The following is a 17,253-nucleotide window of genomic DNA, read 5'->3' on the forward strand; positions in this document are numbered from 1 at the left end:
CCAGATTGACTGCCCCAATCATCCCCTTACATCGTTTATCTTGTCATGACAGGAGTTAACAAGAACAGACATGCTCTATCTTCCAAGGCTGGAAGCAATACAATGGGGCTTTTTCGACCAGCAAACCGTACTCGGATACTATCTGACTCGATGCACCGTAACGTACTTATGAGATATTTCACATTAATCGTAATGCTAAAATTGTCTCCGATCTTATCTTCCAAAAGCAGCACATCACTTACATCACCAATTTCGGGCGTACTGGATGTAAGCTCCAATTTGTTTTCTGATACATGCATCGTAACTAAGTGATAGTCAGCCAATACAGATACGCGCTCAACCATTTGTCTTAATGATTTAATGTTAAGAACAATCTCGGAAACATGAGAAGTAGGAACAAGATTTCTGGTTGAAGGGTACATACCTTCGATTAACACCGATGTAATAAGCAGATTCGGCGTCATAAATCTGATCTCATGATGATTAAGCTCTATAGTTACCTTTGTTAGGCCATCATCAGCCAGCATTTTGGCTATCTCCATTAAATTTTCACCAGGTATTACAACGCTTCCAGAGACCCCTCCTTCGTTCTCAATACAGATTGATAGAGAAGCCATTCGTATAACCCCGTCTGTAGCAATCAAATTAAGCCGGTTCCCTTGAATCTCCATGGATACTCCCGTCAGTATCGGCTTTGCCTCAGATGTTGAGGCTGCTCTTACTACCTGGTTAATCACAGATATGAATAAGTTGCACGATACATTTATGTAATTAGCTGATTGATGATAATATGGTGGCCGGATGAAAGGGTATTCAATAGGAGACATTCCACCCAGGCAAACTCGTGTGTTCTCAGAACTAATGCTTAGCACAAGGTGCTCATTGACCTCCAAGGTCACTTTCCCATCCTCTAATTTACGAATGATCTCAAATAGATACTTGCCTGGGCAGACGATACTTCCCTTATTAAGAATAAGAACTTTACTATCCGTTATACAAACCTTATATTGAACCATAAGACTTGTATTACTGCCGCTAAACAATACCCCTTCTCTTCCGGCATGGATGTATAGCCCGGACAATCTAGATACCGGACTATTACTCGATACAGCTTTATAGACATGTTGAACAGCCTTAGCAAGTAAATCCCTTGATATGTGCACTAACAACTTATTCACCTGTCTTTCTTATTAGCGGCGGCGTAATAGGACTCCATAATATTTCTAAAGAATGAAGACCGAGAGATCGCTCGTTCTTCACACTCCCGATCAATTTCTTCCCAAATATCTTTTGTCAGAGTCAAGGATATCTTCTTGGTTATGCCGATTCCCTTTCTTCCCGCCCCCTCGCGAGGCCCTCCACGATCAAAGACGAAGCCGAGCTGACCGTCTTTTTTAGAAAGACCGATCTTGAATTGTTCATCCTCCACTGCCAAGTCACTCCATTGAATTAAGTTACTTAAATCAATTATGCATATTCATATTTTATCACAGATTTCTATTTACTGCCAATTAGAAATATCAAAAAGTTGTCTTCTAACAAGCTGCTGGATACCGAATATCGCCTAATGTGAAACTGGACTTTAGTCGAGGTCCCCTCCCTTCCGCAGTCTGTTTCGATTCACGGAGATATTCGTTAGAATATAGCTAAGTATTTTTGAGGAGCGATTGATCATGAATTACGAACATAAAGTACAGAGGGAAATTGCCGACTGGGAACATAAAATGTTCAAACCGCCGGGATGGCTGGAAAAGACATCGAAAACCATCGGTAATCGAATCAATCATTTGATTCCCCCGAAGGTGCACAGCATCATTACGACAACCATACGATCGATCGTGCGCACATCGCTGTTCGGTGCGGAATATACGCCTAACCGTCCGGTTCAGCATACTCTGGAATTGGAGAATGCCGATCAAGAAGCGAAAGAGTTGTTTGCCCTGTACCAGAAAGTTGCGGTTGCCGAAGGCGCTGGAACGGGTGCTGGCGGCATTATGTTCAGCATGGTGGATTTTCCAGCATTAATTGCGATCAAAATGAAATTTTTGTTCGAGCTGTCCCATGTTTACGGTTACGACACAAAACACTTCTCCGAACGGGTGTTCATTCTCAAGGTATTTCAAATGACCTTTTCAGGGCAGGAAAACCGTGCGAGGTTGCTCCATTCCATCAAACATTGGCATATGGAAAAGGAACAATGGCTCTCTGACGCTGATTACGCCCAGAATATGGACTGGGAGACATTTCAGATCGAGTATCGCGACGCCATGGACTTTCGGAAGATGCTGCAGATGGTTCCTGGGATCGGGGCTGTCGCAGGCGCGTGGGCCAATTACACCATTCTCGAGGAGCTGCGCGAATCCGCCATGAACGCTTATCGCCTCCGCAGATTGCACGATGGTTTCGTGGATTTGGGTTAATCCTCTCTATATCGCCATATGCACATCCAAGAACGTTGCATGAACAAAAACAAAGGCAGCTAATCCGCAGATTAGCTGCCTTTTGGTTCGCCTTGAACCCACATCCGATATCACGAGCCCAATACCCGTTTTTAGCTAAAATTCTTTTCAGTGCTCTATGCATGTTTTGGTCATGATAAAGTCCTTCTGTTCTTCATCCCCCATATAGAAAGAATGGGTTCCTGTTTGAACAAACCCCCTTTTTTTATAAAAAGCAATGGCATTTTCATTTCGTTCCCATACGCCTAGCCAGACACTCTTTTTATTTCGTTCCATCGCGATCTCCACGGCTTTATTCAGCAGAAACTTGCCAAGCCCATGCTTTTGATATATGCCCTTAATATATATCCTCTCGATTTCAAGCGAATCATTGCCCATGATTTCAGTTTGGGCATCATGGGTGTTGACCTTTAAATACCCGGCGATCTCCCCATTAGAATAAATAAAATAGAACTCCGAAGAGCTATTGCATATCTCTTTTTCTAATTGGTTTAAGTTAAATGCTCTTTCTAAATAGGCTTTCATATTTTCAGATGAATTTTGATCTTTAAATGTCTCATAAAACGTCTCAACACTAATGTCTTGAAGTAATCCTAGGTCCTCTAACGTGCATTTTCTTATTTTTAAAGTCAATGGGTTTCTCCTCCATTTAGTAATTCAATACAATCTCTTGTTGCCCTTTTTTACAAACTCCCAGTCTTTTTCAACGTTCTTTCTGACTCTTTGTAGCAGATTAAACATGGCTTCTGCTTCACTTTCGGAAAATCCCTCTAATGCAACCGTATTGGAGTAATCATGTTCTCTTTGTATAAAAGGATAAACATGTTTCCCTTTCTCCGTTGGAAAGAGTTTTTTGATTTTTCTATTATGTTGATCTTCTTTCTTTTCAATAAAGCCATGAAGTTCAAGCTTTTTGATAGCCCGGGCCGCAGTTGTTCGATCTACTTTTATCATCTCAGCTAACTTCTCTTGAATGATTCCTGGGTTTTCACATACTCGCACAAGGTACAGATACTGTCCTTTCGTCAGGTCATATTCTTTAAATTCTATATTGCTTATCGAATCTAATGCCCTTGCGATCATTCCAATTTCACGAAGAATTCCTTTCATCCATTGACTCCCTCGTTTTCATTTATGTTGTAAATGCAATAAAACGCATGTTTATTTTAATATAATAATGTTGTATTTGCAATAAAAAAACGACCACTTCAATGAAATATCCTGATTCATCGAAATGGTCATTAGATTGAAGCTGCACTCGACGACCTAAACCCGAGCAAGCTTATCCGGGTTCCGCACGGCATACATTCTGGCCAGCTTTCCGTGCCGGAGTAGTATGCATATCGCCGCCAAAATTTCGTTCCCCGAACGGATGACGAAGCCGGTCTCACCGTTAAGAGGTACGGGTTCGAGGTGAAGTTTCCCCTGTATGCTCTGGAACCCGTCGAGCAAGACTCGGGCCACGTAATCGCGCGTTTGAATTGGGCGCTTGTACGCCAGGGCTTTGCCGCCTCCGTCGGCAACGAACATGACGTCTTCGGTAAGCAGGGACAACAAATGATCGATATTCCCTTGCTCGAGGGACACGAGGAAACGGTTTATCCATTCCTTTTCATCTGCGTCGTTCTTTACGGGCTCCTTATCGGAAACCCCCATCTTGCTTCTTGCCCGGCTCATCATCTTGCGGCAATTCGCCTCTCGCTTCCCGATCAGATCGGCTATTTCGGCATATTCGAAGCCAAGCGCTTCACGCAAAACGAAAACCGCCCGCTCTGTCGGGGACAGCCGCTCGAGCAGTACGAGCATGGCGTAAGATAGCAGATCGAAGCGGACAACGGTTGTTTCGATGGTATCCGCCTCAGGCGTCCGAATCGGTTCAGGGAGCCAGGGACCAACGTAAATTTCGCGTCTCTTCCGTGCTGATTTTTGCTGATTAAGGCAGTGGTTGGTTACCATTCTGCACAAATATGCCTTCGGCTCCTCCAAACGTTCGGGATGTACGTCGTGCGCCTTAACAAACACGTCCTGCACCGCATCTTCCGCGTCTGCCACAGAACCTGTTAATTGATAGGCCAGCGTGAACAAGAGCGCTTTATATTGATCGTACAGTTCTTCCACTTCGGCTTCTCACCTTCTCTTATCTGCAAGCTAGGTCTCTTCTTTCTATAGAAGTTTACTGCCTGCTTTCCATGCAATATTCCTAAATTTCCACTCAAGTTTTCCAGTTATAATCAGGTTGACCCCCCGTTTGCGTCCCCACACCAATCCGCGGTTCTTCCCAAGTCCAATGCAGAAAAAATCTAAGGGAACCTTCTTGTGAACCGGAGCGGGGCGTCCCTCCAAATCGGCCATAACGATTTTCCCCAGTCGTTCTCCCTGCAGGCCGCCTTCTTTGCACGTCATTTGATCTGCGATGTCGTTTCTCGGATCGACGATTCTCGTACAGTCGCCGTTGCTGTATACACCCGTTACCCCTTGCACGCGATAGGATCCATCCACCAGTACTTGACCGTCCGGAGTAAGCGGCAAGCCCATACTGCGAAGGTCCGGATTCGGAATCAGGCCAATCGTCCATATACACAGGCCAACCGGCAGACGATCACCATGGCTAACCGTCATCACGCCTGCTTCTTCTCTTAGCGCCTTACGATTATGAAGCACGGTCACTCCGCATTTGTTAAGCGTCAATTCCAGCTTATGTCCCACTTTCTCGGGTGCTTCTGGGAATAACCGCTCCTGCGCATTCATTAAATAGACAGAGACTTCGGACGAATGAAGTCCAAGTAAAGCTGCTTCCTCCTGCATCTCTAGCGCCAGCTCAGCCGATGTCTCAATGCCACTGATACCCGCTCCCGCAACTGCGACGCTCATCAGTCGCTTACGTTCCCTAACATCTGTCTCGTGAACAGCTTGCCGTAGATTGGCGCGCCAGCGCTCCCGGATGACTGCTGCGGTTTGCTGATCGGTTAAAGAAATGCCTCCCCGATCAGGATCAGGGCGCCGCACGACGCTGCCGACCGCTACGACTAAAAGATCATAACGAATCCAGGCCTCATCTCCTTGCGCATCCTTATATTGAATCTGCTTCCCCCCGCTATCCACAGACGTAACCGTTCCTTGCACGAATTCGACTCCTTCTGAAAAACTATAATGCGTCCAAGGAATCATAATCTCTTCCTCACCTACGGCCGGACGGAACAACAGTATTTTGCGCACATGACCTGGCTGCTTGTCAAGCAGAACAAACCGAATCCGACGTCCATTCGTCATGTTCCGGGTTGTTTCTTTTATCGCTTTAAGCGCTGAAAGCCCTGCATGGCCGCCTCCAATAATGATGCATGTCAAGTCGTTCATCATTCCTCAGCTCCTTTGCATTTTGCACATAAAACAATATAGGGCGCTGATTTGTGACATTTCCGACGGCGATTCTTTAAGAGCCGGGTTAGAGCGCCTCCCCAATCTGGAAAAGCCCCGTTCTATTTCAGAGTAAGTTTTAAAGCGGGACGCACGCCGTCACGGGAGAGACTTACATTCGCATAGCTGCGAATACTGCAGCTTGGACCGATAAAAAACGCACGCGAGGGCTTGTTTCCTTGCGTTCGCAGCCACCACCAGGAACAGCCGACTTCTTCGCCGTTTCTGATGATGTAGTTATCCTGATTTGCTTTATCGTATACATATAAGCTGCATCCATCGTTTTTTTTCGATTTGGCAAAATCCGTTCCAACGGCGCGCCGTAACTCCTTTCCGTGAATCTCAGATAACTCCTTGATCTCCGTAACGCTAAGCAAAAAAACTTTATCCTCCGTATCCGGGCTGCCTTCTCCGTTGTCCGCACAATGCGTCGTCTTTATGAATTCCTTTTCTGTCGCACTAAATGCGGTGTTGTAGAATTCATTATTCAGCCACTTGCGCAAATCACAGTCATGCCACGTAATATCCACGCTATCACGCCATTTCATATCCACGTTTTCGCCGTGATACCGCCTGCAGTCTAAAATGTACTCGCTCAACAGGAACAGCTCTCTTCCTGAATTTTGCAGCACCCTCCACAGGATCGGGGATCTGTCTGCACCGTCAGAAGACTGCGGGTAAGTGCCGAAAGTAATGATGTCGCCGGGCTTTGCGCTTCGGAACGGCGCGGAAGCAAGATAATCCATTCCCAAAAAGATCTCCTCCTTTACGTATCTAGTTGGATTGTACAACCATGGATGCAAGTGCTAAGTTAAAATCGGCACACCGTTGATCCTTCCCATATCAATTTATAATAGCTTAGCAATGTACTTGAATGTTTGTTTCTAAGGCTTGTGTGCGTTGAATTTGTTTGATGCCCATGAAATTTCACCTCAGTTACGGCTTGTCCTCCGACAATCATATTTGTTATGTTATAAATAGTCCTACGCTTGCTGTTGATTAGGAGAGCACAAAAATGCCGTTAAACTCACGGCATTTTTATATGTTATAGGTTGGGGGATTTAGGGATGAGAAGTAGACAGGAAGCCATCGATTACTGCTTGAGTTTGGACCATTCGTATGAGGATCAACCATTTCGTGATAAGAATTGGACCGTGATTCGACATAAAGATACAAATAGAGTTTTTGCGTGGATTTTTGAAAAAGAGGATCATATCTGGATCAATGTTAAGTGTGAATCCGGCATGCTGGAGTTCTTACGGCAGGCATACACTGCAGTAGTCCCGGCCTTTCATCTTAATAAAGACCATTGGAATTCGATTATTCTTGACGGCACCGTACCTGAAGAAGAAATCCGTGAAATGATCAGACAGAGCTATGTTTTAACTAAGGCGTCTTCTCGAGGTTAACATGGTTAACTGCATTCCTATCCAAATGATAAATGAGCTGCACGACCCCGGAGGAGAATGTTTTTGTATTCACCATCTTTAAATTCAACCTTTGCTTGATATCCATAAACAACGGTTTTCCTTCTCCCAAGATGACAGGGTGAACCGATAATCTGAATTCATCAACCAGCCCTAACTGAATAAAGGTTGTAATTAGGCTTGCTCCCCCATATAACCAGATGTCTTTACCCGGCTTATTCTTTAATGCATGTACTTCTTCAAGGATATGATCATTGATGTATGTCGCTTTATGATCGCGCCTTGTTTGCGTCCTAGAGAACACATATTTTTCTTTACTGTGATAGTTTGACCATAATTCTTGCTCAGCATCCGACGGATCCATATCCGGCGTGAACTGCCCCCATAAATCATAACTTTTTCTTCCATACATAATCGTATCGATTTGATTTAAAAAATCCGCAAACCCCATCTCAGCGTCCATAATGCACCAATCTACTTCCCCATTCTTCCCTTCAATAAAACCATCCAACGTAACGGCTAAATCTAAAATGATTTTACGTTTCACGATTTGCAGCTCCTTTCGGGATATATCACTCATTGTAAATTATAATTATGTCATCTTATGTCTTATTTCATAAAAGTATTTTATCAGTCCATGCCGCCCGTTAGCTTAAAAAAGACAACCGATCACAATGATCGGCTGCCTTCTTCTGTCTGATTAAACTATGTTTCTCTGATAATACAATGAGAACTCGTAACTCGTACGTTACAATGCTAGACGGTAAAAGAAATCCACTTTAGAAACCGCCTCTGGAATGAATAATTTGTCCGGTAATCCACTCTGAATCTTCACTTGCTAGAAAAGCGATCAGACGGGCCGCATCTTCGGGAAGACCGATCCTCCCCATCGGAAATCTCGGAAGCAGGGCTGTTTTCACCTCTTCGGACATCCAGCCCGAATCGGTAGGACCGGGATCGATAGCGTTCACAGTGATATGAAGCGGAGCCAGCTCTGCAGCCAATGATTCGGTAAAAACGGAGATGGCTCCTTTCGTTGCAGCATAGATGAGATTACCGGGCATTGGGCCTTTTCCTTGTCCAGAGGTAAGATTAATGATTCTTCCGCCGGGTAACCCGTCGTTATGTGCACGTTGCTCTGACTCAAGCATACGAGCGAATTCGGCACATAGCATGAAAGTCCCTCTAATGTTTACAGCACAATGGGCATCGATAAGAGCTTCATTTAATTGACGAAAATCGGCATCGACGCTATACGTAGCATTATTGACAAGGATTGTCGGAAGCCCGATCGTAGTTCGGACTTCTTGCAGCAGTTTGACAGCCGAACCGGAATCGGCGAAGTCCAAATTCATATGTGCGGCTTGAACGCCCAACTGGCGAAGTTCGTCGGCAAATAAATTTGGCCAACTCTTGTCTGCATCATTTGGATATATTGTTTTATCATAGTCATATAGATGAGTGTAGAATAGATCGGCACCTTCACGAGCCAATGTCCGGCATATCGCGGCTCCGATTCCCCCCGGACGGCTTACGCCAGTGACGATAGCAATTTTCCCTTGCAGTCTCTTCATGATGAAATACCTCCTACGGTTAAGAGAAGACAAGAGAATCGTTCATCATGGGAGATGAATTGCTTCCGCTGCCTTAACCGAAAAAAGCGGATACATCAAGTATTCGCGCAGCGGGTGAAATAAACGGTCTCTCGCATCCCTTGAAATGGTTGAGGATGGCATGATTCACCAAACCTATGGCAATTAGCCAAGGTCGAATCACGCGATCACCTACAATCAAACCATTACAAGGAAGTCCACATTGGAATACGAGTCCCCTTTCCTTCATCTCCAAAAACAGATTACAAAATATAACCAGAACATGTCAAGGAAGATATTTTTTTAAAGGGAACTCAACCTCATTTGCCGCTCAAATTACATTGAGATATTCGGATTATAAGCGCGCAAGGCTACATGCCTCAACTACCAAGTACACCCACCAGTTTCCCCTCAATGTTATCTTTGGATAATGGACCGAACAATCGGCTATCATTACTGCGGAACCAATCATCACCTACAAGATATACGCTGCTATCGGGGATCTCGATTTCCTTCATACTATATTGTTGAAAATAATCCACATTATTTTCAATGTTTTTTCGGATGTTCATTTCTAAGTCATTACGCTCTAAAGCTTTTTTCAAACTTTCGAGATCAGAACCCAGTCGATGTGCTCTTCCGTAAAAAGTATCAAGCAATTTTCCGTTAATAAAGATTTGTCCCTTTTCAATCTTTACTTTCTCGCCAGGTAGCCCGATTACTCTAGAAATACTGTACTCACCAAGATTCTTTTTAGTTTCAGAATTTTTGAAGTATACGATATCACCTCGGCTAATCGCATGCTCATTATAATACTGCAAATCAATCACAACCTCTCCTTCTAAATCATGATTTCCTCGATCCATATTGTCATAGTTGTGATTATAGATGATATGCCGGGAATTCAACTCATTATTGGTTACTGTATGAATCGCTGGCGTGGTTATGGAATCGGAGATAATTTCCCTTGAGTCACTTGGACTACATCCAGCAAACAACAGTACAAATACAAAAGCAACTTTGACCACCTTCATCATTTCGCCCCCCTCGACTCATTCTACTTTATACCAAATCTTATGGTTGATGTGCCTAAAGTATTGTACCTTAATTGAACTAATCTGACAGTTAGTTAAGCAACAGCCTGAAATCACAACCGCAACCAAACGGCAACAAAAAGAGCGGGAGGCTCCTCCCGCTCTAACTACGTTAATCCATTAACATGATACTAACTCGTCTTTACTCTCATTCTTAAGAAGCTTCCCGGCTTTTGACCAGGTAGTTGTACATCAGCTCTGCTGCCATCCCTCGATCGGTAACGGACTTCGGTGACAACTTGCCTCCACCTGTGCCTTGAATCAATTCGGCATCCAACATGAAGTCCATCGCTTCCTTCGCATAACCGGATACGTCTTTCGCATCGGTATAGCGTTCGATGTTATCATCTCCGCCCGGCAACTCGCTACCGGCCGATTCCATGATCGCATGGAGCATGACGACCATATCCTGACGCGTGATCGAGTCCTCCGGTCTGAACCGGTTATCTCCCGTTCCATGGACCAGTCCCAGCTTCTTCGCTGCGGATAAATACGGCGTATAGTACCGGCTGCCCGCATCGGCAAAATTACCTTCACCATCCGTATTCTCTGGTATGATCCCGAAGGTATTCATGGCCATGACCAGAAAATCGGCCCGGCTGATCTCCTTCCGCGGGAGATACTGTCCTCCCCCTGTCCCCTTAACTATGTCTCGGGCAGAGAGGAAATGTACGGCGTCTGCATACCAGCTGCCCGGTTCTACATCCCGATAGGATACTTGCTTATATGCGACTGCATACGTGCCAAGCTTGTCCGTCTCGAAAGTCAAGGTGCGAAGCTCGGCATCGTAATATCCGTTCAGCACAGCAGATAGGGAGCCCATCGCATCGACTTCCCACACGACCAGCTGATCCGCTCGTTCGTCAGCCTTGGCTTCATAATGGAGCGATACCTCTACAGGGGTGCCGCTTCCCGGCCATTCCACCGTCCTGCCATCGATTTGCAGCAGCAATTCGACGACCGGTCTGTTCCCGATTCCGTTAAGTTGTTCCACGGAAAGCCCGCTTCGCTTACCCGGCCGAATTACGAGGCTCGTCAACTCCCCTGCTTCCGGCAGACGGTTCAGCATATTGGATGGCAGCTTCACGGTTGCCTGCGGAGTTACGATCTCGATCCGTTCCCGCGCGTGATTGCGGTTCAAGTAAGCTGACGGAAGCTGGATGACGATTTCGCCGTTGAACGACCGGGCGCTTTCGTCCAGTTGAATTGTCACGGTCTTGATTCCGCCCGCGTTTGCTGCGACGCTGTCGAAGGCACCGCTGAGCTCTGCTTCGCTGATCGCTGCCTGAGCCCTCTGACCATTGATGGCGACTTTCGCCGTAATCATTCCCGGACTGGAAGATCCAGTGGTTGGCGGCCTTCCATCTGGCTTGCTTTGGCCCGGTTGATTACTGCCGCCTCCGTTATTCCCGTTGTTCCCGTTGTTGCCATTGTTGCCGTTATTTCCGTTGTCGCCGCCGCCCCCATTGTTTCCGCCTCCGTCATTCCCGCCCCCCGGAGGAGAGGTTTTCTTCGAGGTCGTAAATCGATAGATTGGGCTAAGCTGCTTAGCGCCGAATTCATCGGTAATATCCATATACCAGTAATACGTCTCACCGGCTTCTCGTCCATTCCATACGGTAGAGGCGATTTCTCCGGACTTCACGTCTTTTTCTTCGCCAATCAGTGTATCTTTGTACACGTTAACCGCAAAATAATCGGTTGCCACCCGTTTTTGAATGTCCCTGAACGCAAACGGCTCGGTAAAATCCTCGATGGCGTCGTCAAAGAAATTGTAATCGTCTAAGTAAGGCGAATACGTATCCACGTCCAGCGTACCGGAGGATGGATCGAATTTCAGCAGGCGCAGATACCCGTTGCCTCCGTTCGGTCCTCCCTGATAGTCCGCCAGCATTTCGATGACCTGCCTTGTCGATCCGTCCGGATGCGTCACCGTCTTCACGACCCGGTTCGCAGCATGATAATGTCCGCTTAGCACCAGCTGCACGTTTTTATTCGGCGCGATGACCTGGTCATAAACGCTCTGCGCCATATTGGACAAGGTGCCGTTGCTCTCCAGATAAGCGTGCATACCGACGATCGCGATGCGGTCCGCATGCTTCTTCAGCGCCTCGTTGGCCCAAGCGATCGTCTCTGGTGTGTCCTCTAGTCCAAAGCCGATATACAGGAAAATAAAGTCATGACCTCCAAACGACACAAGGTCGTAATGATTGCGGTTGTTATCCATTTCGCCGCCATACCAAGGATTGTTCTTGTACCGGTCGGCCCCGACATACTTACCGTAGTAGGAGTAATCCACACCGTCAATGATGACGTCGTGATTGCCCGCGAGGACGCCATACGGTACGCCCGCTTCATCCAGCTTCTTCAAGTTGCGGTCGGCTACCACCCACTGCTTCTCGTCGTCGGCCACATTCACGATATCGCCGGTATGGATCACATAACTGAACAAGCCCTTTTTATATTCTTCCGCGATCCAATCGCCCAGCTTATCGAAAATGTCCGGGTACGATTCCGCGTAATACTGCGTGTCCGTAAACCATAAAATGTTGAACGGCGCGTTCGCGCTCTTCACTTCATCCTGCGCCATGGCCTGGATTTTGCCGTTTCGCACGTAACGCTTAGGATCCACTTCCGCTGTCAGGGTGATGTCAGATTCGGCTTCGTCACCGGTGGCCGACTTCAGCGCGGTCCACTTGCCCGTCTCATAATCCCATGCATACAGCGTCACGATGCGTCCAGGAAGCGTACGTCCTTGCCAGTGCAGCTCTACCGTATCCTGTTCCGACCATGCTTCGTCCAGCTGGACTTCGAATCGATGATATGGGAAGCCGGAATCCGTATCCGTAAGAAGAAACTCCCCGTCAGGGTAAGCAACTTTGTCGGCCTCCTCCTTGCCGATTCCCTTTTCGCCGTCCGGCGCCAGTACAAGCGGCGGCTCCCGGTCTGCAACGTTGATATGGCCGTCGATCCCGTCTTCACGGGCAAAATCGTATTTATCCCCTTCCAGGAAGCGCACGTCCATCGAGTCCCCGCTCGGATCTTTGAGTCGCGCTCTCAGGCTCGGATTCAACCCTGTGTTCTCCGCGAAATCGGCTGGAGAAACTTCGCCAGGAAGAAGAGGTTTCTCCTCTTCAATCATGAAGGTACGGGAGATGTCCGCCGAATTGCCGGCTCCGTCGTGTACGGTCACTTTTAGAATATGCTCGCCCGGTGCAAGCAGCGCGGAAGACGTTTCGTAAGGAAGTGAGATTGGCTCGCCATCAAGCTCCGCCGTAATGTCGGTTACACCGCTTAAACGGTCCGATGCGACCACATCCAGCATGATCAGCCCTTTGAGCTGCATGGCGTCGGTCAACAACTGCCCTTCCCCATACGATATTCCTTCAATCTCGGGAGCGGTATTGTCCACAGTCACGTCGATGGACTGGAAGACTTGTCCGTTCATTGACATGCTTAGAGGATACACCCCATCCCTTACGGAAGCGGTGTCGAGCTCTGCATATCTTGCCGTGAACTTGTCCTGCGGAATCGGAAAATGGAAATCGCTGATCATCGGCTTGTTTGGGTTGCTGCCGTAATCCGCATCGCCGAAACCGTAATACGTATCCTCCCGGTAATTCACGGACGACTGTCCGAGATTGCCCAGGTAGTTCAGCACCTTATCCGGTTTGACTACCGAACCGTCCGGGAGCACGAGATGGAGATTCATCACTTCGAAATCGTCATGATTGTTCTTGCCGAATACCTTGTCGTGATCTTTGAGTTGATACGGCGCATTCTCATTCCCGGTATGGACGGAAACAGTCGTTCCGGTCACGAAGAGGTCGGGAGCCATATCGAACATCGACCATGCGCCGTCGATATATTTGGGCAGTATGCGCCCGAAAAATTCCGTCTCTCCGCTTGCATTGAGTGCGCTTGCCGACGCTTGATAAATCTGATCGATCCCCCGGGTCTGCATGCCCAGGTTTACCTTGCCCGGCAGCGCCTTGCGAAGCGGCAGCGGATTGCCGTCGAAGCGAACTTCGATATCGTCCTCGGCACGGGAGCCGTAAGCGTAGAAAGATGCCTTCCCGTTCAGCATGCTGCCTTTTGCTAAGGATAACCCCGGATCCGGCAGCTCCGTCCCCGTGCTTTCTTCGTTAACTGTCAAAAGCCCGCCTCTGGAGTTATATGGGACCCGCGTGCGGTTGCCACTGCCGTCGACGGCATCGATGATATAACGATAGGCTCCGATTTCATTCAGCGTGATCGAGCCTTGGTAGACATAACGTCCATTATCCTGGGACGCAAGCGTCAGCGCGTGTTTATCCGTAAAAGCCGTTGGCTCCTCGGAGGCTGCTCCAATCAACACCTCGGCGGAAGCAAGTGGTTCGTCGCTAGTGACGGTAACTGCATATGCCTGACCCTTGCCCAAATTATAGGCGGTCTGCTCATGCTCGAGCGTCGGGGCTATCATGTCGACGCCTGTTACAGGCGGCACCTGCCCCGGATCAATGCTGCCTGGATTCGCGTACATCCGGTTATCCAATCTTCTCATCGTCGTCCCTGCATCCGGATAGGCATATCGAACGACTGCATTACGTACGTCGTTGACCAGCCTGTCCGGGCTGTCCGGCGTGCTGGGATCATACCAGGCCTGTACGATGTACGAATGGGCTTGTCCCGGCGCGGATAAGGCAATCCCGCGATGCAGCGAATTTGGAAGATTGAAATCCGAAGCTTTCGAATTATCGTAGAAAATAATGTCGTTATCGTTCAGTGTGCTGTTAAAGTGCAGGTTGAAGTCGGACGTCGTTGTGTATCCTTTGCCGTTGGCCACGGCTTCCTTCGCGAACCAGATAACGGCCGAGCTGTAAGGCTCGATTGCAGTATGATCCGGGATCATCCAACTCTTAGGTGCCGTCTGACTCGGGTACAGATACCAGAGCGTGTAATCCTTAAGGTCCAATACCTGATTCGAGTTATTGTAGATTTCAACGTATTCGTACTGGTTGCCGCTTCCCCACCGGTAATCCCCGGCCGGATTCGGCAGAAGTTCAGTAATCAGGATGCGCGGAACGATCCCACCGGCAGCTCCTCCGGTTAAAGCCGTTTCATAATCGACGGATCTCGACTGCTGAATCCCATCCGCTGCCTCGATATAATACTGCAGCTTATCCCCGATCAACTGATCGGCCGGAATGACCGCATCAAATTGATCACCGCCGCGTCCAACCATGTCGATCATGCTGTAGGGGCTGCTGACGGTCGTTTTGTAATACAGCTTTACCTTTAGTGCATCTCCATCTGTATCATAGACACTTGCGCTTACGGTCAGCGGCTGCGTCCGATCGGCCGAAGCGACCGGCGTGTGGCTGATATCAGGCACGCGATTGTCAGGCGGCGATAGCTGCCCCGGATCGATGAATCCGGCGGAAGGCGCAGCTTCCCGGGCGTAAGGAATCATTCCTGTACCGCCGGCAGGCGGCTGAAGATGCACGCTCTTGCCGTCACCGACATCCTCGGCGGTATAATAGAAGCCGCTGATCACGGTGGCGTCATCGCCTTTTCGGGTTATGTATAAGCCGCGGTCCGTGTTGTTAAGGCCGTCCTGCCCCCGAAGCTTGAATACCGGTACATGGCCGGGAACCGAGTGATACTGGCGAAAATCGGATTCGGTCAGGGCGGCGGCCGCCCCGGTTATGGACGAGCTTATCCGTTCCACCCAGAGCACAGCCGGGCTGTCTGCCGGGATGACCACCCCATCCGGATTGCCGTAGACCGTGTCCGTCACCGTCAACGTCTTCACGCCCGTATTATAGTCGTAACGAATGTTGAACTCGTCATTAAACGAGATCGGTGCTCCCGAATGATTGTAAAGCTCAACATACTCGAACAGATCGGCCCCGCCCGCGCCCTCGATTGTTTGCTGATTCGACCGGTCATCGGGATAAACTTCCGAGATAAATACGGGCATCGCTCCCGAAGCGGCAGCATAGGCCGGGGTGCTTGCAAGTGCAAGCTCAAATAAGCTGCTGCCGATCAGTATGCCGGATAATAAACCGGCGATCCATTTTCGCTTCATGTGCTCCTCCTTTATGCTTTTATCCTCTAAAATCCTAAAGCATAAAGGTCAAGCGGATATCAAACGAAATCGCATGTTTCGTAAACGAAAGTAAGGGGGACGTTTAATCATACATGGAAACAAATTGCAGCATCATTATACCCATCCTTTTTCTGAATGAAGAGTTCATAACGTACCCATAATACGATGGTTCGGAGCTCGAACAAATATTTCAGATGAAGGAGTGAATGAAATGCAGCGGATGATCCCTTTCAAAATCAATAATCAGAAAACCGTCATATCTTTATTGGCTGTTGGGGTGGGTGCTACACTGATTGGAATGGCATATAGACGCAGGCTCAATGGAAATGCATGGAGTCGTATGCTCAGGTCTATTCGATAATTTTCTTGAAGAGTGAACTTAATAAAGCAGTCGGATGACAAACTCCGGCTGCTTTATTTATAAAAAATAGTTTATTTGTCTTTATCGATGGGAATCGGTTAATTTTTCTACGTATAAGGAATGGGACGATGAGTCAGATTAACCTTTGTGCTATATAAAAAGGGTGGTGACTTGTTAGAAATGCCTCTGTCTCCGCGTCTGTATCACTGGTTTGTCCGTCCCCAATGGATTACCAAAAAATATATCCATGACCATATTCAGAAGCACTTCCAATTGGAGAATAAATTCATCCTTGATTTTGGGTCGGGTACTGGAGCCAACTGCTCTATTTGTCATTCAGATCGGTATCTTGGCATTGAGCCCAATATGGATCGGGTTCGTCTGGCCAAAAGACTGTACCCTAACCATACATTTGAAATATTTGATGAACGCCAGATCCCTATAGAAAACAACTCCATTGACTATATCTTTGTCGTTGCTGTTCTTCACCATATATCAGATGAGCAGATTCATTCATATTTGGTCGAGTTTGAACGCATTTTGAAACCAGGTGGCAAGGTTATCGTCATGGAGCCGTATTTTTGCATGAAAAGAAGATTTAACAATCGATTTATGAACTGGTACGATGATGGAAAGTATATCCGCAGCGAAAATAGCTACCTAAATTTATTCCAAAACGGGCAATACCGATGTGAGGTACTTAAGAAGTTTACAAAGTGCATGGTATATAACGAGATTTACTTCACGGCGGAACCAACCAGGCAACTAAATTAGAGTCCTCGCAGCCGCCAATCTGCATAAATCTGATCTCAATA

At 47.5% G+C, this 17,253-nt stretch carries 14 protein-coding genes; 3 read left to right on the plus strand and 11 right to left on the minus strand.

All coding sequences use genetic code 11. From position 1 onward, the window contains the following. Window positions 1-35: 35 nt before the first annotated feature. Together dnaN and M4D81_RS20130 are read right to left on the minus strand one after the other, a co-directional pair. Window positions 36-1,178 (minus strand): DNA polymerase III subunit beta, encoded by a 1,143-nt coding sequence (gene dnaN / locus M4D81_RS20125; RefSeq protein WP_311200686.1) that lies wholly within the window; start codon window positions 1,176-1,178, stop codon window positions 36-38. Then, window positions 1,175-1,429 carry a hypothetical protein gene (locus M4D81_RS20130; RefSeq protein WP_071218935.1) on the minus strand — a complete coding sequence of 85 codons (255 nt, stop codon included), beginning with the start codon at window positions 1,427-1,429 and terminating at the stop codon, window positions 1,175-1,177. Before M4D81_RS20130 ends, dnaN begins: the two co-directional genes overlap by 4 nt. A gap of 244 nt (window positions 1,430-1,673) precedes the next feature. On the opposite strand from M4D81_RS20130, the gene M4D81_RS20135 reads away from it, so the two are divergent. Beyond that, on the plus strand, window positions 1,674-2,420 hold the full coding sequence (locus tag M4D81_RS20135; protein ID WP_260067830.1) for an EcsC family protein: 747 nt from the start codon (window positions 1,674-1,676) through the stop codon (window positions 2,418-2,420). A 147-nt stretch (window positions 2,421-2,567) separates the two neighbouring features. Here M4D81_RS20135 and paiA read toward each other — a convergent pair whose 3' ends face one another. From paiA to M4D81_RS20160, 5 genes are all read right to left on the minus strand, one after another. Beyond that, window positions 2,568-3,092 (minus strand): spermidine/spermine N(1)-acetyltransferase, encoded by a 525-nt coding sequence (paiA, locus tag M4D81_RS20140; protein ID WP_260067831.1) that lies wholly within the window; start codon window positions 3,090-3,092, stop codon window positions 2,568-2,570. A 24-nt stretch (window positions 3,093-3,116) separates the two neighbouring features. Next, window positions 3,117-3,569 carry a MarR family winged helix-turn-helix transcriptional regulator gene (locus tag M4D81_RS20145; RefSeq protein WP_071218932.1) on the minus strand — a complete coding sequence of 151 codons (453 nt, stop codon included), beginning with the start codon at window positions 3,567-3,569 and terminating at the stop codon, window positions 3,117-3,119. Between the two features lie 156 nt (window positions 3,570-3,725). Next, window positions 3,726-4,577 (minus strand): RNA polymerase sigma factor SigJ, encoded by an 852-nt coding sequence (gene sigJ, locus M4D81_RS20150; protein ID WP_260067832.1) that lies wholly within the window; start codon window positions 4,575-4,577, stop codon window positions 3,726-3,728. 45 nt (window positions 4,578-4,622) lie between these two features. Further along, entirely contained in the window at window positions 4,623-5,813 is a 1,191-nt protein-coding gene (locus M4D81_RS20155) for an NAD(P)/FAD-dependent oxidoreductase (protein ID WP_260067875.1), read from the minus strand. Between the two features lie 122 nt (window positions 5,814-5,935). Next, window positions 5,936-6,619 (minus strand): DUF6273 domain-containing protein, encoded by a 684-nt coding sequence (locus tag M4D81_RS20160; protein ID WP_260067876.1) that lies wholly within the window; start codon window positions 6,617-6,619, stop codon window positions 5,936-5,938. A 321-nt stretch (window positions 6,620-6,940) separates the two neighbouring features. Here M4D81_RS20160 and M4D81_RS20165 point away from each other — a divergent pair, with 321 nt between their 5' ends. Continuing rightward, window positions 6,941-7,282 carry an MmcQ/YjbR family DNA-binding protein gene (locus M4D81_RS20165; RefSeq protein ID WP_260067833.1) on the plus strand — a complete coding sequence of 114 codons (342 nt, stop codon included), beginning with the start codon at window positions 6,941-6,943 and terminating at the stop codon, window positions 7,280-7,282. On the opposite strand, the gene M4D81_RS20170 is transcribed toward M4D81_RS20165, so the two are convergent. From M4D81_RS20170 to M4D81_RS20185, 4 genes are all read right to left on the minus strand, one after another. Next, complete coding sequence (locus M4D81_RS20170; RefSeq protein ID WP_260067834.1) at window positions 7,260-7,847, minus strand: dihydrofolate reductase family protein; 588 nt, start codon at window positions 7,845-7,847, stop codon at window positions 7,260-7,262. The genes M4D81_RS20165 and M4D81_RS20170 overlap by 23 nt on opposite strands. Before the next feature lie 232 nt (window positions 7,848-8,079). Beyond that, on the minus strand, window positions 8,080-8,874 hold the full coding sequence (locus M4D81_RS20175) for an SDR family oxidoreductase (protein WP_260067835.1): 795 nt from the start codon (window positions 8,872-8,874) through the stop codon (window positions 8,080-8,082). A 398-nt stretch (window positions 8,875-9,272) separates the two neighbouring features. Then, window positions 9,273-9,929: a signal peptidase I gene (gene lepB, locus M4D81_RS20180; RefSeq protein WP_260067836.1), complete on the minus strand. Its 657-nt coding sequence runs from the start codon at window positions 9,927-9,929 to the stop codon at window positions 9,273-9,275. A 211-nt stretch (window positions 9,930-10,140) separates the two neighbouring features. Beyond that, window positions 10,141-16,056, minus strand: coding sequence for an S-layer homology domain-containing protein (locus M4D81_RS20185; protein WP_260067837.1), 5,916 nt, complete (start codon window positions 16,054-16,056; stop codon window positions 10,141-10,143). Window positions 16,057-16,618: 562 nt separating this feature from the next. Here M4D81_RS20185 and M4D81_RS20190 point away from each other — a divergent pair. Then, on the plus strand, window positions 16,619-17,212 hold the full coding sequence (locus M4D81_RS20190; protein ID WP_260067877.1) for a class I SAM-dependent methyltransferase: 594 nt from the start codon (window positions 16,619-16,621) through the stop codon (window positions 17,210-17,212). The last annotated feature ends 41 nt before the right edge of the window (window positions 17,213-17,253 follow it).

Origin of the sequence: Paenibacillus sp. p3-SID867 (assembly GCF_025142895.1) — a bacterium.
Taxonomy (GTDB): domain Bacteria; phylum Bacillota; class Bacilli; order Paenibacillales; family Paenibacillaceae; genus Paenibacillus_AQ.

What these genes read in the sequence shown, in the direction of transcription:
- M4D81_RS20135 (WP_260067830.1), top strand. Translation starts at nt 1,674, where the DNA reads ATGAATTACGAACATAAAGTACAGAGGGAAATTGCCGACTGGGAACAT.
- M4D81_RS20145 (WP_071218932.1), bottom strand. Translation starts at nt 3,569, where the DNA reads ATGAAAGGAATTCTTCGTGAAATTGGAATGATCGCAAGGGCATTAGAT.
- M4D81_RS20155 (WP_260067875.1), bottom strand. Translation starts at nt 5,813, where the DNA reads ATGAACGACTTGACATGCATCATTATTGGAGGCGGCCATGCAGGGCTT.
- M4D81_RS20160 (WP_260067876.1), bottom strand. Translation starts at nt 6,619, where the DNA reads ATGGATTATCTTGCTTCCGCGCCGTTCCGAAGCGCAAAGCCCGGCGAC.
- M4D81_RS20165 (WP_260067833.1), top strand. Translation starts at nt 6,941, where the DNA reads ATGAGAAGTAGACAGGAAGCCATCGATTACTGCTTGAGTTTGGACCAT.
- M4D81_RS20175 (WP_260067835.1), bottom strand. Translation starts at nt 8,874, where the DNA reads ATGAAGAGACTGCAAGGGAAAATTGCTATCGTCACTGGCGTAAGCCGT.
- lepB (WP_260067836.1), bottom strand. Translation starts at nt 9,929, where the DNA reads ATGATGAAGGTGGTCAAAGTTGCTTTTGTATTTGTACTGTTGTTTGCT.
- M4D81_RS20185 (WP_260067837.1), bottom strand. Translation starts at nt 16,056, where the DNA reads ATGAAGCGAAAATGGATCGCCGGTTTATTATCCGGCATACTGATCGGC.
- M4D81_RS20190 (WP_260067877.1), top strand. Translation starts at nt 16,619, where the DNA reads ATGCCTCTGTCTCCGCGTCTGTATCACTGGTTTGTCCGTCCCCAATGG.